16 protein-coding genes are annotated in these 17894 nt (G+C 37.9%); 3 read left to right on the forward strand and 13 right to left on the reverse strand.

What is annotated here, in order from left to right:
• Nucleotides 1-6: 6 nt before the first annotated feature.
• Entirely contained in the window at nucleotides 7-999 is a 993-nt protein-coding gene (locus ND855_RS12235; RefSeq protein WP_265358560.1) for an N-acetylneuraminate synthase family protein, read from the forward strand.
• Nucleotides 1000-1011: 12 nt separating this feature from the next.
• On the opposite strand, the gene ND855_RS12240 is transcribed toward ND855_RS12235, so the two are convergent.
• The 9 genes from ND855_RS12240 to ND855_RS12280 all read right to left on the reverse strand — a co-directional run bounded on the left by ND855_RS12240 (nucleotide 1012) and on the right by ND855_RS12280 (nucleotide 8192).
• Complete coding sequence (locus ND855_RS12240; protein ID WP_265358561.1) at nucleotides 1012-2244, reverse strand: vitamin K epoxide reductase/DsbA family protein; 1233 nt, start codon at nucleotides 2242-2244, stop codon at nucleotides 1012-1014.
• A gap of 2 nt (nucleotides 2245-2246) precedes the next feature.
• Nucleotides 2247-2990 (reverse strand): 1-(5-phosphoribosyl)-5-[(5-phosphoribosylamino)methylideneamino]imidazole-4-carboxamide isomerase, encoded by a 744-nt coding sequence (gene hisA, locus ND855_RS12245; protein WP_265358562.1) that lies wholly within the window; start codon nucleotides 2988-2990, stop codon nucleotides 2247-2249.
• Entirely contained in the window at nucleotides 2990-3616 is a 627-nt protein-coding gene (hisH, locus tag ND855_RS12250) for an imidazole glycerol phosphate synthase subunit HisH (protein ID WP_265358563.1), read from the reverse strand. Before hisH ends, hisA begins: the two co-directional genes overlap by 1 nt.
• Nucleotides 3613-4194: an imidazoleglycerol-phosphate dehydratase HisB gene (hisB, locus tag ND855_RS12255; protein WP_265358564.1), complete on the reverse strand. Its 582-nt coding sequence runs from the start codon at nucleotides 4192-4194 to the stop codon at nucleotides 3613-3615. Before hisB ends, hisH begins: the two co-directional genes overlap by 4 nt.
• Nucleotides 4195-4448: 254 nt before the next feature.
• Nucleotides 4449-4916: an LIC11177 family protein gene (locus tag ND855_RS12260; RefSeq protein WP_265358565.1), complete on the reverse strand. Its 468-nt coding sequence runs from the start codon at nucleotides 4914-4916 to the stop codon at nucleotides 4449-4451.
• A 49-nt stretch (nucleotides 4917-4965) separates the two neighbouring features.
• Nucleotides 4966-5919 (reverse strand): rhomboid family intramembrane serine protease, encoded by a 954-nt coding sequence (locus tag ND855_RS12265; protein WP_265358566.1) that lies wholly within the window; start codon nucleotides 5917-5919, stop codon nucleotides 4966-4968.
• A gap of 179 nt (nucleotides 5920-6098) precedes the next feature.
• Nucleotides 6099-6797 carry a Crp/Fnr family transcriptional regulator gene (locus tag ND855_RS12270; protein WP_100716327.1) on the reverse strand — a complete coding sequence of 233 codons (699 nt, stop codon included), beginning with the start codon at nucleotides 6795-6797 and terminating at the stop codon, nucleotides 6099-6101.
• Between the two features lie 65 nt (nucleotides 6798-6862).
• Nucleotides 6863-7681 (reverse strand): enoyl-CoA hydratase/isomerase family protein, encoded by an 819-nt coding sequence (locus ND855_RS12275; protein ID WP_265358567.1) that lies wholly within the window; start codon nucleotides 7679-7681, stop codon nucleotides 6863-6865.
• The gene (locus tag ND855_RS12280; RefSeq protein ID WP_135593808.1) at nucleotides 7665-8192 is read right to left on the reverse strand and encodes a hypothetical protein; all 528 of its coding nucleotides are present in this window, start codon (nucleotides 8190-8192) and stop codon (nucleotides 7665-7667) included. The genes ND855_RS12275 and ND855_RS12280 overlap by 17 nt, the downstream gene beginning before the upstream one ends.
• A 92-nt stretch (nucleotides 8193-8284) precedes the next feature.
• On the opposite strand from ND855_RS12280, the gene ND855_RS12285 reads away from it, so the two are divergent.
• A complete protein-coding gene (locus tag ND855_RS12285) occupies nucleotides 8285-9574 on the forward strand; it encodes a DUF1577 domain-containing protein (RefSeq protein ID WP_100726291.1) in 1290 nt (429 codons plus the stop codon).
• Here ND855_RS12285 and ND855_RS12290 read toward each other — a convergent pair.
• The 4 genes from ND855_RS12290 to ND855_RS12305 all read right to left on the reverse strand — a co-directional run bounded on the left by ND855_RS12290 (nucleotide 9566) and on the right by ND855_RS12305 (nucleotide 15258).
• A complete protein-coding gene (locus ND855_RS12290) occupies nucleotides 9566-10729 on the reverse strand; it encodes a tetratricopeptide repeat protein (protein ID WP_265358568.1) in 1164 nt (387 codons plus the stop codon). The genes ND855_RS12285 and ND855_RS12290 overlap by 9 nt on opposite strands.
• A 79-nt stretch (nucleotides 10730-10808) precedes the next feature.
• Nucleotides 10809-13316 carry a penicillin acylase family protein gene (locus ND855_RS12295; protein WP_265358569.1) on the reverse strand — a complete coding sequence of 836 codons (2508 nt, stop codon included), beginning with the start codon at nucleotides 13314-13316 and terminating at the stop codon, nucleotides 10809-10811.
• A gap of 3 nt (nucleotides 13317-13319) precedes the next feature.
• The gene (locus ND855_RS12300) at nucleotides 13320-14522 is read right to left on the reverse strand and encodes a hypothetical protein (RefSeq protein WP_265358570.1); all 1203 of its coding nucleotides are present in this window, start codon (nucleotides 14520-14522) and stop codon (nucleotides 13320-13322) included.
• A 70-nt stretch (nucleotides 14523-14592) separates the two neighbouring features.
• Nucleotides 14593-15258 carry a lytic transglycosylase domain-containing protein gene (locus tag ND855_RS12305; protein ID WP_265358571.1) on the reverse strand — a complete coding sequence of 222 codons (666 nt, stop codon included), beginning with the start codon at nucleotides 15256-15258 and terminating at the stop codon, nucleotides 14593-14595.
• A gap of 156 nt (nucleotides 15259-15414) precedes the next feature.
• Here ND855_RS12305 and ND855_RS12310 point away from each other — a divergent pair, with 156 nt between their 5' ends.
• Entirely contained in the window at nucleotides 15415-17796 is a 2382-nt protein-coding gene (locus tag ND855_RS12310; protein ID WP_265358572.1) for a HAMP domain-containing sensor histidine kinase, read from the forward strand.
• Nucleotides 17797-17894 lie beyond the last annotated feature (98 nt).

Genomic DNA, 17894 nt, shown 5'->3' on the forward strand with positions numbered 1-17894 from the left:
CACACTTTGGATTTTCATATCGGGAACAAAAGCATAACTAGAAACTCAAGTCCATATTTGGTTGCAGAAATTGGACTCAACCATAATGCCAATTTAGAAATTGGAAAACGTACGATCGAAAAGGCAAAAGAATCAGGTGCCCATGCGGTTAAGTTCCAAACCTATCGCACAGAAGAGTTCATAGATGCCAAAAACCCTGATGTAAAGTTTTTATTTGATATCTTCAAACAGTATGAATTGAATGAAACCTTTCATCGTGAATTCCAAAAAACAGCTTTGGATTTGGGACTCGATTTTTTTTCTACTCCCCTTTGTGATTCAGCTGTGGATCTATTATCAAGTCTCAATGTTCCTATTTATAAAATTGCATCAGGTGATATCGTCAACTTATCTCTGTTAAACAAAGTCATCAAAACAGGGAAACCTATCATTGTTTCCACTGGCGCTGCCTTACCAGAAGAAGTGATTCGTGCCATTTCTAAATTCCAAGATGAAAGGGTAGAAGTTTGTCTCTTACATTGTGTGTCCATGTACCCAACACCACTAGACAAAGTGAATTTACAATCCATTCCTTATTATTTGGACATAACAGATTTTGTTGTTGGATTTAGTGACCATTCCGATGGCACACTCGCTTCCTCTCTCGCAATTGGATTTGGTGCTGTTGTCATCGAAAAACATTTCACTTTAGACCGAAACTTGGAAGGGCCAGACCACACCATTTCGATGGATCCGATTTCCTTTCGCAAATTAGCAGATGATACCAAACAAAGTTATCTCATGCGAGGAGTGTATGGAAAAAACACACATCCAGAAGAAACAAGTGGATGGTTTTATGGTCGTAGGTCTTTGTACAAACAAAACCAATCAGTGGTGAGTTTACGACCTGCACTCCACACAAAAGACAATACTGTTTTAAATTCATGGGAATTGGAAAAGGTGGGAGATCCTTCTCTTTTACCAGAAGGACCCATCCGATTGGCACCTAAAAGAACTTAGGTGCTGAAAGTATTACATCTTTTGGATGATTTGTTCCAATAACGTTTTTAAGAATATTGGATTTGGTGTTCCACTTTCAATCTTACGATCGTTGATAAAAAGAGAAGGAGTGGATTGGATATTTAATTTTTCTGCTTCGTCTATTTCTGCATTCAATTGGTTTTGAGCTTCTTTGGAAGCCATACAGGTTTTTAATGAGGAAACATTGAGACCAATCAGGTTCGCTAAATTTACAACACTCGCACCTGAATGAGCCACACCCTTCTCTAAGTTATCATACAAACCACGATACATTGGTTCAAATTTTCCTTGTTTGTCTGCACAAATCGCAGCCATTGCAGCTACACAGGAAGTTGCCCCTGGTCTTGGTTGTTGCATGAGTCGGTTACAAGAACCATCTAAAGGAAAATTTTTATACACTACTTTTACCATTCCATCATACTCAGAAAGAACTGTGTGTAAAATATGGCTAGTATGAAGGCAATGTCCACAATTGTAATCAGCATACTTTACGATTGTGATGGGTGCATCTTTTTTCCCAATGAATGGTGAACCTTGTGTTTTGATTCCAAGTGTTGGCTCTAAGAAAAAAGCATCAATCTTAGTTTGGATTTCCTTAGAATCCATTCCACGAGATGTAGCTAGTGTATTCGATGATTCACTTTTCACCCACATTTTACTAGAAGCAAATCCTACTGAAAAACTAAAAAAGAAAACGAGTCCAAATGTAGTAATCCCTTCTTTTAAAGAAGATGTTATATCAAACTTTGGTTTCCCTTCTGTTTTCCATAACAGAAACAAAATTGATAATAGAGAGATGGTGACTAGGTATGTGACAAAACACAATTGGCAAATTGTGCCGATAATTCCCACAGAAATTCCAAAAAGAATTAGATCAAATATGAATCCTAAAACCAAAACTGGGAACAGTAGAGAAATTAGTTTTGTGACTTCATCAGAACTTGTACTTTTAGAAATGAGATAAAATGCATAAGTGATTAATCCATAAAACCCAAACCCAAGTAAGGCGATAGGAACGTTGCCTAAAAATGGAACTCCAGGGATGGCTGAATAGGAACTTTCAGCGACTTTTAAACAAGAATCTCCACCACCTAATGCAGAACAAGCGGCTCCAGCTACATTATCAGTCCCAATTCCAAAATACTCTACTGCTAGTAGGAACGAAAAAAGAAGTCCTAAAACTCCTACGACGAGACCACCGATTGCCAAATTTTTACGATTCATTTCTACTTTTCCCTCTTTTGATTTAGAATCCTGATACTTTCTTTTAGATCTAATTTTCCTTCATAAATGGCTTTACCTGTGATAGCTCCAAACAATTTTCCATTCGTTCTTTCAAATAAAGTTACCAAATCTTCAGTTTTAGAAACCCCACCAGAAGCAACCAATTGTAAATCAGGAAATTCATTGAGTAATTCAATGTACACATCTGTATTGGGCCCTTCCATCATTCCATCTTTGGATATGTCAGTGAAAATCACATGGCGGACTCCCATTCCATACATCGTCTTTAAAAAATCTTTATATAAAATTCCAGAATTGGTTTCCCAACCTTTCGTTCTCACATAACCATTCTTAGCATCAACGCCAATGACAATCCTATTTTGCCCAAACATTTCTAAACCTTTTTCGACAACGTTCGGATCTTCCACAGCAACAGTGCCTAAAATAAAACGTGAAACTCCGAGCCCATCATAGAATTTCATATTTTCGATAGAGCGAATTCCTCCACCTAGCTCAAGTTCGACGGAGCATTCTTCTTTAATTTTTTTGATTGTTTTTCCGTTTTCTGATTTTCCAGTTTTTGCTGCATTTAAATCCACTATATGGATGAGAGTTGCACCCTGTTTTTCAAACACTTGGATCATTTTTTCAGGGGAAGAAGAATAAACCGTTTTTTTAGCATAGTCTCCCTGTAATAGGCGGACTGCTTCATTGTCGAGTAAGTCAATTGCTGGTAATACTAACATTAGAGTTCGATAAAATTTTTAAGGATTCCAAGCCCAATTTTGTCTGATTTTTCTGGATGGAATTGAGTTCCAAAAATAGTTTCCTTTTCGACTACTGCTGGGAACGATTCTCCATAATAATGGCAGTTAGCTGTAATATCCAACCTATCTACACCAACTGGTCTATAGGAATGAATAAAATACATAAAGGATTCGTTTGGAATTCCTTTTAAAAGTTTTGTGTTCTTTTGTTTGATATCAAAGAGTTTGTTCCAACCCATATGAGGAACTTTGAGATTGGCTTTACCTTCAAACTTTCTGATTTTGCCTCTGATAAGTCCTAATCCAGGAATTGTAGAACCAACTTTATTGGTTTCATCTGAATCTTCAAATAACACTTGATAACCGATACAAATACCAAATAAATATTTTTTAGCTGCGACATGTTCTTTGATGATAGAAACAAATCCTAACTCATTTAGGTTTTGCATCGCTTTATCAAAATGTCCATCACCTGGTAAAATGATTTTATCTGCCGATTTTACTTTGTCCGGATCGTCAGTAAAAACAAAATCATCGGTGTATAAAGAAACTGCTTTTAATAAGGAATGGATATTCCCCATTCCAAAATCTAAAACTGCAATCACTCTAGCATTCCCTTTGTAGAAGGGATTTGGTCTTTGGCACCTGAATCAATCGAAATTGCTTGGCGTAATGCTTTTCCCAAGGCCTTAAATATAGATTCGTGGATGTGGTGTCTGTTTTCACCATAATGTACCACAACATGGAGGTTCATTTTTGCGTTTAGTGCTAGTTTTTGTAAAAACTCTAACGTAAGTTCGGCGTCGTAAATTCCAAACTTCCCATCTAGTGCGGGTCCAGTATATTTAAAATAAAATCTTCCACCTAAGTCAACTGCCACAGTTGTCAAAACTTCATCCATCGGAAGGGTGAAATTTCCATACCGAAAGATTCCTTTTTTGTCCCCGAGTTGGTTATGGATCATTTGTCCAAGTAAAATGGCTGTGTCTTCCACGGAATGGTGGCAATCAATACCAATGTCCCCACGAAGTTTTAAGTCCATGTCAATGAGACCGTGTTTGGCTATATGCGAGAGCATATGCTCAAAAAAAGGGATTTCTGTATCGAATGAATAAACACCACTGCCTCGGAGGTTTAGGTCCAAGCGGATGTCCGTTTCGGATGTTTTTCTGGATTCCACCATATTCCTAAGCATGTTTGGTAGAAAACCCTGATGTCAAGAGAGAATGTAAACGATTTAGGATGCGAGGCTCAAAACACCTACCAAATTATAACCAATAAATACCCAAAAACAATAAACCAATGCGACCAAAACAAAAACCAAAATCCGTTTCCAACGTGAGTCCAAATATGTCCCTCTATTGGGATTAACAAACCAGGTAAAAATCCTTCTCAATTTTTTAGGGAAATCCGCTCCTTTTTTCCTGAAATTTCCCTCTATTTTCCAAACCTTTGGTTGAACATTCGGATGAGTTCAGTAATCGAATCTTCCACATATTTAAAATGTTTAGGTTTCATGGGATCGAGTGGCATCATGTCATGGATCTTTTTATATCGATCGAAGGATTCACGAATGTATTCCATATACTTTTGGCTCGTGATTCCATACCGTTTGAAAATCGCCTCGTTTTCGACAAACATTCGTTTGAATTCATCCGCATAATTGCCATCATTCAAAAAATAATACCGCAAATCTGATTTTGCCTGAGAAAAGGCAATGTCGATATTGGTGATGAATTTGGAAGATTTAGAAGTCTCAGTGACAACTTGGCTTTGTGAAGACAGTTTCGATGCTGCTTGTTCGATTGCCTTCTGCTCGGAAACTCGCTTTTCCTTTTCGAAGTCTTTTGCTAATTTTTCGCGTTTTAATACCTCATCCACAGAGGACTTTTTTTCTTCAGGCATAGTTTCATTATCCCCATCTCAAATGAGTGTCAAGGAATTAGACGAAAAATTATTCCTGAACCTTTCGTAAGGCACAATTTGGCAACCACTCACACCGTAAACAAATGGGATCTTCGGTATTATACGTAGAGGGAGGGCAAATATTGGCGTTTTCTACTTGTAATGGTTGTAAATATTTTATGACCGAAGATCGATCTTTTTTGGTTTCAATTTGGCGTAAGACAGTTTCGTTGAGTTTTTTTTGGTCCAAAAACAAATCTTCCACAGGCACCACTTTTGGTTTTTGTTGCGAGACTGATTCAGATTGCCTTGGTGATTCCCATTCCATTCCTGGAAGGTATGGCATTGTTGTTGGTAAAAAATGTTTAGGAAAAAGTTTCACAAGTAACCATGCGGTCACGGCTCCGCCCAAATGGCAGGTATTCGAAATGGGTGCATTTCCAAATTGGGAAATCAAATACCCAATCACAAGTGATACCCAAACAGCATTTTTAGCCTTCACCGGGAAAATGAATAATAATAATTCTGCATTCGGATAAAACAAACCAAATAACGCGAGTAAGCCGAAGACTGCACCCGACGCACCAATTGTTTGTGAGGTCATGGACTCTAATATGGAAATTCCACCACCTAACATAAAGTTTAAATATGCGGAACCAACTACAAAAATACCCGCACCAATCTGTGATAAAAAATATAATATGATAAACTTAGTTTTCCCAATGATCGGAATGATATTACTTCCTAACATGTACATAGCATACATATTAAACAAAAGATGGATTGGTAATAATCCAACCTCATGTAAAAATCCATAGGTTAGAATTTGCCAAATTTCGCCACTAAGTACGAAGTCAGGAGTGAGTCCAAATCGAAAGATCAATTGTTGGTTTGCGAAGTATTGTAAAAAAAAGATAACACAATTGAGGATTAAAATGACATTCAATGGATGAAGGATCGGATTCCCGAACAAACTAGGGCCCTGGCTTCGATTTCTACTCATGGTACTTCCAAAATTTAGAGTCTAGGGAAAGAAACAAGGGAAATAAAAAAAGGGGGAATCCTTTCGGAAGCCCCCCGGGAGTGATTTAAGGTAAAATCAGGCAACAGACCCTACCTTGATTATCAATCACTTCTACCATCGGAAATCCATGGCACTTGCTTAATAGCTGTGATAAAAATTTAGGCAATTTTTGAGAGAGAATACAATGCATCTCTGTTCAGAATGTCGATGCGGTTTTTGTCGACAGAGATAAATTCTCTGGCTTTGAGATCCGAAAGGGCACGCACCAAGGTTTCCGTTTTTGTACCAATGAAAGTCGCAAGAACGTCCCTTGTGACTTTTAATTCCACATGGTTTTTTCTTCCTTGTGCATTGTCTAAGACGATGAGGATCTCTGCTAATTTTTCATGGACTTGTTTGGTTCCAAGAGAGACCACATGTTCTTCCATCTCACGCCACTCTTTGGCCATTTGACGGAATACTTCTTTTTGGAAATTACTATCATCTTTGACAAGAGCATCGATGAGAGCTCCTGTGATGTAACAAGCATGAGTGTCTTCAACCGCAACAACATTGTGGTGGGAAATGGAATCGGAAATACAATCACGAAATCCGACCCAATCGCCAGGGCCACTCAAACGAAGTGTTTGTTCTTTGCCACTGGCAAGTTGCACATAACTGCGAACGAGTCCTGATTTGATGAAAAAAAATCCTTCGGCTTTTACACCGGCAGTGACGAGATGTTTGCCACGAGGGAAAATCGTAAAATCTTTCCCTGCATTGATTCTTTCAATTGTTTCATGGGCAGCACAATGGAGCACATTATGATTTTTATAATCACATAAAAAACAATCAGGATTGAGTGGAAGGTCAGACATCAAACTTTTATGTAACCCCTTACCAGTCGCTTGTCGAGACAAAATTTTAGAAACTTTCTAAAATTTTATTTACCCTTAAACTTAGGATCTCGTTTTTCTATAATACTCTGGATGGTCTCTTTAAAGTCATCTGAGATAAAGTTTCGCGCTTGTGATTCTGCTTCTTTTTTCAATGCCGAATCCAACTGTTTCCAGGAGTACAAATTTTGTTTGAGTTCTTGTAAGGCAAGAGGAGCGGCTTTTGATAAGGATAGGGCAAGTTCCATAGCACGTTCATACACAGATGTTTTGGGAACGGCATCTAATGCAAGCCCCCACTCCTTAGCCATCTCCCCGTTAAACGTTTCACCAGTTAGCAGTAACCTACCACCTAAACTTTTTCCCAAAAGTTCCGGGGCAAGGAAACTCGATCCCATCCCTGGGTGGATCCCCAAACGGACAAAATTAAACGAATACTTCCCATCACTTGCAAAAATACGTAAGTCACATCCAAACGTTAAGGAAAGACCTGCACCAATTGCATGTCCATTCACGGCAGCAATGACAGGAACAGGAAGTTTTCGCACAGATAAAAAGAAACCATAGAACTTTCTCATATCACGTCTGTTTTGTGAAAAACTTTTCTCTGAAAATGATCGTAATAAATTCAAATCACCACCTGCGCAGAACACGTCATTTCGACCAGAGATGATAACGGCTCTCGGTAATTTTTTTTGTTTGCGTATGGAATGGATGAGATGGGAAAACTCTTCTCCCATTTTCCATGTCATGGAATTACGGGAAGAAGGATTGTTTAAGAAGATGGAAAGGATGGTTCCATCTTCTGTTTCACGGGATTCTATTTCTAGGAATTCATACTCTTTGGCTTCAAATCGCGATTTCATCTATCTGAAAGGATTCGTACCAGGCTTTATCTTGTAAAGATAAAGGTTTATTCCCAATTTCCATATTTTCAAAGTAATTGAGTAAAATTTCTAAGTGTTGGCTTTCCAAATTTTGATTTGGTAAAACTGAGTCTATGCCTTTGCTAAACAAAACATCAGCTCTGATTTTGTCTTTGTAGTGGTCTGGTTTTCCAGAAAAAATCAAATGGGAAGAAATCAAATCAAATCGGATTGTATCGATGATCCTGCGAAGTGAATCTTCAGATTCTAAGTAATAACGGGATGCAACTTCTGTTTGGAAATAATCACCCCATGTGATGAGATCAGGGAGAGATCCAGTTTTTTCCAAAATTTTCTTTTGGGCCTCTTCATCAGTATACAAACACCCTGCAAATCGTTCCACTATGGAATGCAGTTCCGACAGAATGGCTACCTTTTCAGGACTTAGGAGTCCTTGTCGGATCATTGGCATCAGCTCAGGATTTACATGTTTGGGGAGAGTTAGTTCCATATACTTCCCATTTCGGCGGATTCTGTCGTTTTCTGGCATATTTTCTCTACCAGAAAATCAGTTTTGGACCTCTAAAAATCGATAATTTTAGTATGGCAATCGGTAGAACAGATTCGATGCAGGAACTCATCACGATTTTAGAATCGTTATTCGATGAGACGATTATTGGATCCGATGTCAATATTGTTAAACACCTCTTTTATTACTTAAAAGCTGACAACAGAGAGTTTGAATTTATCTATGAAGAGGATAACTTAGTCGCTGCCGTTGAGGAAATTGAAGCTCATACAGTCACTCTCATGATCCCTGACCTCGTCGAAAAAGGTTCCCGCAGAGCCCGCGTTCGATTTGAGGTAATGAACATCAATTATCAGTTTGAAGTTGTCATCCTTGATATCCAAAAAGACCAAATTGTCATCAAAACTCCAACGGAGTTGCAATCATACCAGCTAAGAACGAATAAACGGATCCCCGTAGATGATTTGTTCATGAATTTTATCATTCTCTTTCGAAGTTTGTCTGGAGGGTCAAGGGAAGTTGGGAAAAACCTTTATGCAGAAAGCAGGTTCCCTCACCTAATGAAGGAAGTACGAAAAGATAGACCTGACAGTAAACTCATCAATATTATGTTAACTGAGGCAATCGAAAGAATTTCCAAAGACTATGAAATTCATTTTTACAAAGAAGATGAAAAATTAAACGAATTTGATGATTTTACTAAAAAAACAATTCTTCGCACCGGGAAAACAATCTACATCCCTGATTGTAATCGGATCACCTCTTATATCAATGAGCCAAAAGATGATGTGTTATTTAATTATTTTTCGGAACACAAGGAGATGGCAAAGGAATTAGGCGATGAATTTGCTTTGGATTTTTTTGAATCCATGAGAAAACACGAATCCAGAAATTTCTATGTTTCTTATATCATTACACCAATCCGATTGTACGAAGATGTTGTGGGTTATATTAAAGTATATTCCACTGCAATGGAACGATTTACAATTTCACAAAACCAAGCCATTTATATTTTTGAATTGGCTGAAATCATCAGCTATGTATTCACAAAAATTGCGATTCAGTATGGAAGTTATGAAACCATGCAATCCACAACCAAAGTTGTCGATATATCATTGGATGGTTTACTTTTTGAAATCTATGACAAACGATTGTTTCATTATTTAAAACGACACAATATCATCAAAATGTTTATCCCATTAAATAAAGAAAGGACCATGATCCTAAGGGGTGAAATCATTCGTTTTTTAGATAAAGGAGATCACTACCACCTAGGTGTGAACTATTTTAGCTCAGCACCAGACGATATGTTGTTTTTAGAATCTTATTTATTTGAAAAAAGTATGAAAATACTTTCAGAGTAATCCAGATTGTTTTTCAGCAAGACGAATTGCATTGAGTAAATCTTCCGACAAGGTAGTTTCGCCAGTATAATACAATCGCAAAAGTTTACCGTGTTCTACAAGTTTGGATCGATATGTGGTTTCTTCATTGGTTCCTCTTGTTTCTTTCCAACGTAAATTGTAAAACTCACATGCTAATTTATGTAGGTAATAGTCAGATTTTCTAAGAGAGTAAGCTTTGTTCAAAAATTCTTCTGAACGACTGGCAAGTTCATCCCTTGTTTTGCGAAGATCAACTGTATTCCCAGCTAAATTTGTATGTAATAAACTTAAGTAAGTCACTTCAAAACTATACAACCAAACTTCGTATATTTTTGGATATAATGTACGTGCTTCTTTTGCTACCTGTGGCATCAGTTCTAATTGTTTTTTATTTTCTTTCCCTTCCACTTTGAAATAAAAAGTCAAAAACCGTAAATAGTCTACAAGGAATAACAAACGTTCTTGGGGATTCGAAAATCGTTCTCTATTTTTCCAAGCCATGGAATATTCAAAGGCAGTTGATACATACCCTTCTCCATCTTTCCAATGGGCTTTTCCTAACGCATAATGTAAATCAGGTGAACTTTGGTCCAAAGAAACAGCATGTTTGTATTTACGAAGTGCTTCATCCATTTGGCCTTTGGCAAAATAATGATCACCTTGTTTTTTTGCGATAAAGGCTTCTTCATACTTAGTCGTATCGAGCATTCTAGCAGCTGTTACTGGCCTATCTTCGATCAAACGAAGGTAACCTTCTCCGCGCACCTGCCATCCAAAAAAAGTAGTGAGGTAAACGGATTTGACAGTGATCATTCCGACGATGTTAGCATCACGGAACGTTTTGTGGTCTTGGTTTTTCTCGAGTAAATAGAGGGTTTGGCCAACTCGAATGCCTTTTGGATCTGCCACCTTGATTGTGACTGTGTCCGGTCTTGTATCGACTTCTAATTCTTGTGAAAGTTTATCGACTTCGTAAAAACTTGCTTTTTCAATCCCAACTACTTCCCCCACAACAATCATACGAAGTGGATCTAAAGAGGATTGGCTACGAAAAGCAAATGCCATTCGATCAGATGGTGACTGTGCAAACAGAAACGATACGAATAAAAATGGAAAAATGAAGTGCCGAACCATCTACTCTAAGAATCGACCAAAACAAAAATGGGAAGAGTAGAAAATTGAATCCCTACCCAGATGGGTAGGGAAAAATCTCTTATTTGGGTTGGAATTCTAAACGATACTTGCCATCCCCCACTTGGCTTTTCGAATATAGGATTTTTCTGTGGACCCCATTGATATAATCATCCACAAGATTTCCATAAAAAGGACTTCCTAAATTCCCACTATTCCCAATCGGAAGTTGTGTCACTGACTCATCGAACCTTCCGTAATCAATGACCCTACGTTTGGAAGGTCCTGCCATAGCAGTCCAATCCTCTTTCATCAGTTTGTATTTTAAATTATTTACAACTTCGGCTCCACCAGCACTTGGTAAGGGACCAATATTAAAAACACCACCTATCAATGGTAAAACGCCTAGTGGATGAGGGTGTTTGATTTTGTATAAATATTTCCATTTCCAAAGACTTGGTGAGGCAGAAACATTTTTTTCCAAATATCTGGCAGTTAGTTCAATGGAACGATTTAAGATATCAGTTCTTGTTTCCAAGGTTTCTACTGTTCGAAGGTCATCCCAATAATTTGAATTTGGATTACGGATGAATCGACGGTACGCATTCCAATACTCTGCCATGTCCCCATACAGTTCGAAGTGTTCAGGTCCCATTTCATCTATGAGAAGTTCTTTCATTGTGATGTAAAAGAAAACATCATACACAGCTGCCCCTTGGGACTCTGGAAAATGTTCAAAATTCCAATTTTTAAGGATTTCTAAAACTTTTTTGCCACCTAACGTTTTTGGTTCCTTCACGGAAGAAAACAAAATCTCTAAGTATTCTGGTGCAAAAGAAGAAACTGTATCATTTTGAATGGCTGCTAGTTCTTCCAAACTCCATTTTTCTTGGGTTTCAAGAATTCCAACTAACCGTTGAAAACGATCTGGTGGTTGCCAATTTCCTTCAGGTTTACCAAGTCCAGGTAATTTTCCACTTGTGACGAGGTTATTGGCCGTGACTATGATCCCATTTTTGGGATTGATGATCTTAGGATTGTCCTTAGACGGAACATAACCTATCACATCATTTTCACCTGTCGAACCTTCTAAAATTTTTCTTGGATTTCCAGATTTTAGGATTGGGAATCTTCCCACTGCATAATAGGCAATGTTCCCTGCTTTATCTGCGTAACTAAAATTGAGGCCCGGTGCTCCAATCATAGAGGAGGCAGAATCCAATTCTTGAAATGACTTTGATTTACCCATCTTATACAAAACATCTAAGAGTGGATTGTCTAGATGGTGATGTGCCCAGTACAAACTAACTGGCCTACCTTTATAACCTTTTATGTGTTCGGTGATGATTGGCCCGTGGTTTGTGATCGCAACTTCATACGGAATTTTAGTTCCATCTTTTTGTTTGATCTCATCTTTATAATAAGTTAATTCTTTCCAATTGGAACCTGACTTATATTTACCAGCTTCAATGGTTTCCATATACAAATTCACATCATCTTGTTCGAGCATGGTTAAACCCCATGCCTTGTCCCTATTATGAGCAATGAGTGGAAAAGGAATAATGGACAAAAAGTAACCATAGTTTTCGTAACCTGGGTATTCGATATACGCTTCATACCAAGCACCTGGATTGGATAAAGCAATATGTGGGTCATTGGCAAGAACTGCACCACCACTCGCAGAACGACTGGGACCAACAAGCCACGAATTACTACCTTCTAATGGTTCAATCGGGAGGTTTAGTGAACTCACAAACGTTACCAATTGCTTTAAGTTGGTGATATCTTTGTTTACTTGTGTGAGTGAACTTTTAATATCACGGCCTTTTATTTCATACTTTGGATTTAGGTTTGGAACCGGAAGATTTGATGTTAATTTTTTAACACCAGGTTGGGATTCCAAAATGGAGGCATTTGGTTCAAAATCATACCTTGGAAATAATTCGCTAGCCGATCTACCAACTAACTCAGATTCCATGATAGAATACAAACTATCAGATTTAATCCCTTCTGCAAATGAAAATCCCATATAAAATAAGAACGAAATCGCATCCACCCGGTCAAAAGGTCGAGGTTTGATCCCAAGGATTGTGTATTCAATGGGTAATGGTTCAGTTTCTAAGAAATGATTTACACCTTCCAAAAACCAATCCAATTGTTCCCAAGCTTCTGGATAAATGTGTTTTGTTTGATTGGCGTAGTTTTCCGCAGTTTGTTTCAATAATAACGATTTTAAAAATTGATCGGATGGGATGAGTTTTTCACCAAAAATTTCAGTGAGTTCACCTTTCCCAATCCTTCTCTGTAATTCCATTTGGAAAATCCGATCCTGCGCCATGGTAAAACCTAACGCAAAATATGCGGACTTTGCATCCTCACCAACAATATGTGGAATTCCCACTTCGTCTCGAATGACTGTTGCTTTTGCAGTTAACTTTTCGGAACGAATTTCACCTTGGTACCTGGGAGCTTTTAAAGAAACAAGTCCCCAAAACAGGAAATGTAAGGTAATCGGTAAAGTTAGGATAAAAAGAAACAAGAGACTGAGGAATGGTCTCTTGTGAATGAATTTTTTAATTGAATGTATCATACTTTATTGTAGTGCTTTAATTTGACGAATTCGGTTTTGTTTATCAGCTGAGTCCCAAGCCGCATTGGAAAAAGATTCAACTTTATAGTATTTGGTTTTGTATTCATCTTTGTAAGGGAGAACTAATTCACGATCAGGTTCTGTTGTTTTTGCTGCCTGGATTTTACGTAAACCTTCTGCGCCTTGGTTAAACCAATCAGGATCAATCGGCAAATTGACTCGATGCCCTCTAAAAGAAGTAGCAAGGTAAGGTCCATCTAAGTCTTTATCACGTAGGATTTTCCCAAAAAAAGTAAATTCTACTTCATTTGATCCAGAAACAAGATCACCGTCATACACTGCATAGGCGATGTATTCACCATTCTTTTCATCCTTTAAATTGGCTTCTAAATGGTATTTTCCTTTTTTGTATACATTGACTACTGCTCTTACAATGAGAGACCCATCTTGGAGTGAGTCCGAAAAAACTCCATTAAACTCTGCAGGAATGGAAGGACTGGAAAAAAAACTAGAAGTTAATGTTGTTTTTAAATTTTCAGGACCATATGTAATTTCAGCTACAAGAGACATTTGTCCCCAATCAGCTTTTTGTGGTTTCCATGAGAATGTATGAATGTTATCACCTCTTGTTTGGTCACCATCGGTTCCACTATCGTTAACTGATGCACTCACCACACCAAATCGTTGTCCTTCCCACTCTTTGAAAACTTGGTGTGAATCAATAGAAACTTTTACACGATTCCTTGCTTTATCTCGACATTCGAGTGTAACATACATCATATCCTTATTTCCAATCACTGCCCATGTTTTTGGTTGGAATAAACATACATAACCTGTTGGTTCGTTCGTTTTTGCATCGATTGTATAATCTGGGGATGTTTCAATGATGAATGGGAACGCTAAATCATGATTGAGAATTGACATTGGTCTTGAGAAGGGTGGGTATTCAGCCCATTCTAAGTATTTTTCTAATATATATTCAGGAGTTGCTCCGTCATCAGGAATCCCTTCTCCTCCATCACCACCTTCTCCACCTGATTCATTTCCTTGCGTTGGATCCGAATTTCTTGCCATTCTTTCTTGTCTTGCTTTCTCTTTTGCTTCTTGGTCAGAACCGAAACCATCCTTAACGAAATAAAAGATCAAACCTACTAATACTAGTATAACAACAGTTAGATACACACCGTATCTACGAAATAAATCCATACGCTCCCTTCCTTATCTTTAATAAAACGGTTAAGAGCCTTGTCGGTTTTGAAACGATGTAAAGTAAAATTTAAATGGAAAAGAGACTCGCGATTGATTCAGAAATCGGAATTTCAGTCGGAATAGGCATCTGTTTCCATTCTTCATAGTATTTGTATACTGTTCGTGAATAAGAAGGAACACCACCAAAACGTTTGTATCCACCTAAACCAGCATTATAAGATAACAATGCAGCTTCGAGAGATTCAGTGCGTTCCATTAGATAATTTAAATAAAGAACACCTAATATTAAATTTGTTTCAGGTTCCAAAAGATCTTTTTCCGAATGAAACGGGATTCCTTCTTTATTTGCAAGCCACTTCGCCGTTTCCGGCATCACTTGCATAAGGCCAATAGCACCTTTATGTGATTTTGCTCGAGTATTGAATTGTGATTCCGTTTGGATGAGGCCAACCAAAAACCCCAATTTGTCCATTGGTTCTTTTGCAGTAGTGACTTTCTCTTTTGGGAATCGAATGTGGTAAGAAGCCCTTTCAATCACTGTGACCAAGTCCTTTTGTTCCTTTTTGGAAAGACCGGGTCGGTTTTTCGCAACGAGGGAATGTAATTTTACCCTTGCGGAAAGATCACTTGGACTGTTTCCTGAAGGGTTGATTTTCCCGTACGATTCGAAGAGAAAGACCAAACCCAAACCAAATACAGCGATTTTATGGAAGAAATTGGATTGTTTTCGCATGGTGACTGAGTGTCTCCTTATTGTGCAATGCACAATAAGGCCAGTGTCTGGCACCACTCTCTGGTGGCAAGGGGAATTTGTGCGATGCACAACGGAAAAAACGGACAAATGGGAAATGCTTGCCGAAAGATTCTTCGCTCGCATTTCTGGAAAGGCTTGGCACCAACTCTCAACCTTTACAGTTTCTTCTATTTCGGACTCAGTTTGGTCAGTGGGATTGCCTATATTTACTTTCGTTCGAGAAAAGAGGACCTGACCCCTAGTTTTAGAGGATTACTCATCCCTTTACTCAGTTTGTTTTATTGGTCCATTGCTTGGTCGATTTGTAATTCGTTCTTACACCACCTTACAGCCTACGTATTTGTTTTTCTAAAAAATCCTGCCATTCTCGTCCTGGGTGTATCTACTTCTGAGTTAGCATTTCGGTTCCAAAAAGACTTATTCCCACGTTGGCGTAAATGGAGTTTGCGAATCCAAACAGGACTTGCTATCGTTGCAGGTTTGTGGAATGGAATCGGTTTCTTTTTTCGCGAAATTCGTTTTGATCCCAAAATGGAATTTTATGTTCCCGTTCAATCGTCAGAAAACACGTTGATCCAATTTTCCATTTTGTCCATTGCGATTGTTCTTTGTTTGGTTCTAGTGAATACCTTAGCTGCTCTATTTGCAAAATACAAACGATTAGATGGATCCAAAAAAAGAGCAACTGGTGGATTTATCTTAGCAATCTTAGGAATCCTTTCTTTAGCATTTGCTGACATTCTTGTTGATCTCAATTATGTAAGTAAACCTACTTATTTATTTGTTCTGACCAATCTTACAATCATCATCATGACCATTCTTGTTTTGGTTTCACTCAATCAAGACACTGTTCCTTCAACTGTTGGATTCAAGATTATGACTTTTAATCTAACAATTTTGTATCTCATACTTTCGATTGTTGCAAATTTTTTGTTCAATCGTTTCCGTATCGACATTCAAAATGAAATGAGTCGAGAAAAACATAATATCAAAACTCAATTGGAACTTGGAAACATTTATCCTTTTGTATATTTATCTGACCTCGTCATTGACATGCAGGAAAAAAACTTTCGCATCAATAAAATTGAATTCTCAGAAAATCAAATTGAAACCTTACAGAACAGAATTCCTTCCTATGAATTTTTCAAAGTGGATACATTCAACAATGATCCTACTGGAATTTATTGGACTTCTGATTTTTTCGCGAAAAACCATCACTTTTTAGTCGCAATCCCTTACATTGAGTACAGAGAAAAGGTTCACCAAACTGTTGTATGGTTAATCATAACGCTACTTTTTTCGATTTTCACAATCTTTATGTTATACCCGGTACTACATAAAACTAGTATCGTTTTCCCTTTAACGAGACTTCTTTCTGGAATCAGAAGGATGCAATCAGGTGATTTATTTGTTTCAGTAGAAGTTTCCAGTAAAGATGAAATTGGCGAACTATCAAAAAGTTTTAATGAAATGATTTCGATCGTTAGGGAAGCAAGATTCCAACTCGAACAAAAAATTGAAGAAAGAACTGTATCTCTCAATAATACAATCTTAGAATTACGTGATACCCAGGAACAACTGTTACATGCAGAAAGAATGTCCACTTTGGGTAAAATCGCTGCAAGTGTAGCACATGAAATCAACAACCCACTCGCTGCCATCAAAGGGAGTATCCAATTCATAAAGGATAGTCAATTTTCCGATGATTCCGACCAACGTTCTCCATTAGAGGTCCAAGCAGATTCACTCATTGAAAGTTTCAAAAATCAAAAACGTTCGGAAGTCACATCCAGATTCAAACGAAAACGAGAACTCACAAACTTTTTTAGAGCAAAACAAGTTCCTGATCCAATCTCTCTTGCCGATACCTGTTTCGATTTTCATATGGAAGAGATACCATCTCATTATTTATTTATATTTGAATCCAAAGAAGGAATCGAAGCCTTCCAATCAAGACTCAATGAACACGTGATCCGATTCCATTTAGGAATCATTGAAACTGCAGTCGAACGTGCCTCAAAAATCGTATTCGCCTTAAAACACCACTCGTACCAAGGGCCTAAAGACAACCAAAAAGAATTATCTCTGAGAGAAGGCATTGAGTCAGTTTTAAGTATGTATTCCAAAAGTTGGAAACCCCATGTGGAGTTAGAATGGAATTGTGAAGGAGACCCACTCGTATATGGGCATGCAGACGAACTTGTACAAGTATGGACCAATTTGGTCTATAATTCTTTCCAAGCCTGTCCTAGTGAAAACGGCAAAATTTCCATCAGTCTCAAAACTACCAATTCTGAAGCTGTAATACAAATCGAAGATAATGGAAAGGGAATTCCCGAAGACATCTTACCTCGGATCTTTGAACCATTTTTCACAACAAAAGAGTTGGGAATGGGCACCGGACTCGGATTGTCTATCGTCCAAAAAATCATCGAAAACCACCAAGGGAAAATCCAAGTCCAAAGCCAACCAGGGAAAACCCTCTTCACCATCCACCTCCCCCTAGCAAATTCCTAGGATTTCTCAGGTAGTTTTGTCATGAAACCAGCGACAATGGCAAAATTATGTTAAAATTTTGTCTAAATTGGTCAAAAAAATTCTTGTCAATCTTTTGC

Origin of the sequence: Leptospira paudalimensis, assembly GCF_026151345.1 — a bacterium.
GTDB lineage: Bacteria > Spirochaetota > Leptospiria > Leptospirales > Leptospiraceae > Leptospira_A > Leptospira_A paudalimensis.

Coding starts and splice junctions, on each gene's coding strand:
- ND855_RS12290 (WP_265358568.1), bottom strand. CDS start 10,729: ATGGTTCGGCACTTCATTTTTCCATTTTTATTCGTATCGTTTCTGTTT.
- ND855_RS12280 (WP_135593808.1), bottom strand. CDS start 8,192: ATGGAACTAACTCTCCCCAAACATGTAAATCCTGAGCTGATGCCAATG.
- ND855_RS12260 (WP_265358565.1), bottom strand. CDS start 4,916: ATGCCTGAAGAAAAAAAGTCCTCTGTGGATGAGGTATTAAAACGCGAA.
- ND855_RS12285 (WP_100726291.1), top strand. CDS start 8,285: ATGGCAATCGGTAGAACAGATTCGATGCAGGAACTCATCACGATTTTA.
- ND855_RS12240 (WP_265358561.1), bottom strand. CDS start 2,244: ATGAATCGTAAAAATTTGGCAATCGGTGGTCTCGTCGTAGGAGTTTTA.
- hisB (WP_265358564.1), bottom strand. CDS start 4,194: ATGGTGGAATCCAGAAAAACATCCGAAACGGACATCCGCTTGGACCTA.
- ND855_RS12305 (WP_265358571.1), bottom strand. CDS start 15,258: ATGCGAAAACAATCCAATTTCTTCCATAAAATCGCTGTATTTGGTTTG.
- ND855_RS12275 (WP_265358567.1), bottom strand. CDS start 7,681: ATGAAATCGCGATTTGAAGCCAAAGAGTATGAATTCCTAGAAATAGAA.
- ND855_RS12295 (WP_265358569.1), bottom strand. CDS start 13,316: ATGATACATTCAATTAAAAAATTCATTCACAAGAGACCATTCCTCAGT.
- hisA (WP_265358562.1), bottom strand. CDS start 2,990: ATGTTAGTATTACCAGCAATTGACTTACTCGACAATGAAGCAGTCCGC.
- ND855_RS12270 (WP_100716327.1), bottom strand. CDS start 6,797: ATGTCTGACCTTCCACTCAATCCTGATTGTTTTTTATGTGATTATAAA.
- ND855_RS12265 (WP_265358566.1), bottom strand. CDS start 5,919: ATGAGTAGAAATCGAAGCCAGGGCCCTAGTTTGTTCGGGAATCCGATC.
- ND855_RS12300 (WP_265358570.1), bottom strand. CDS start 14,522: ATGGATTTATTTCGTAGATACGGTGTGTATCTAACTGTTGTTATACTA.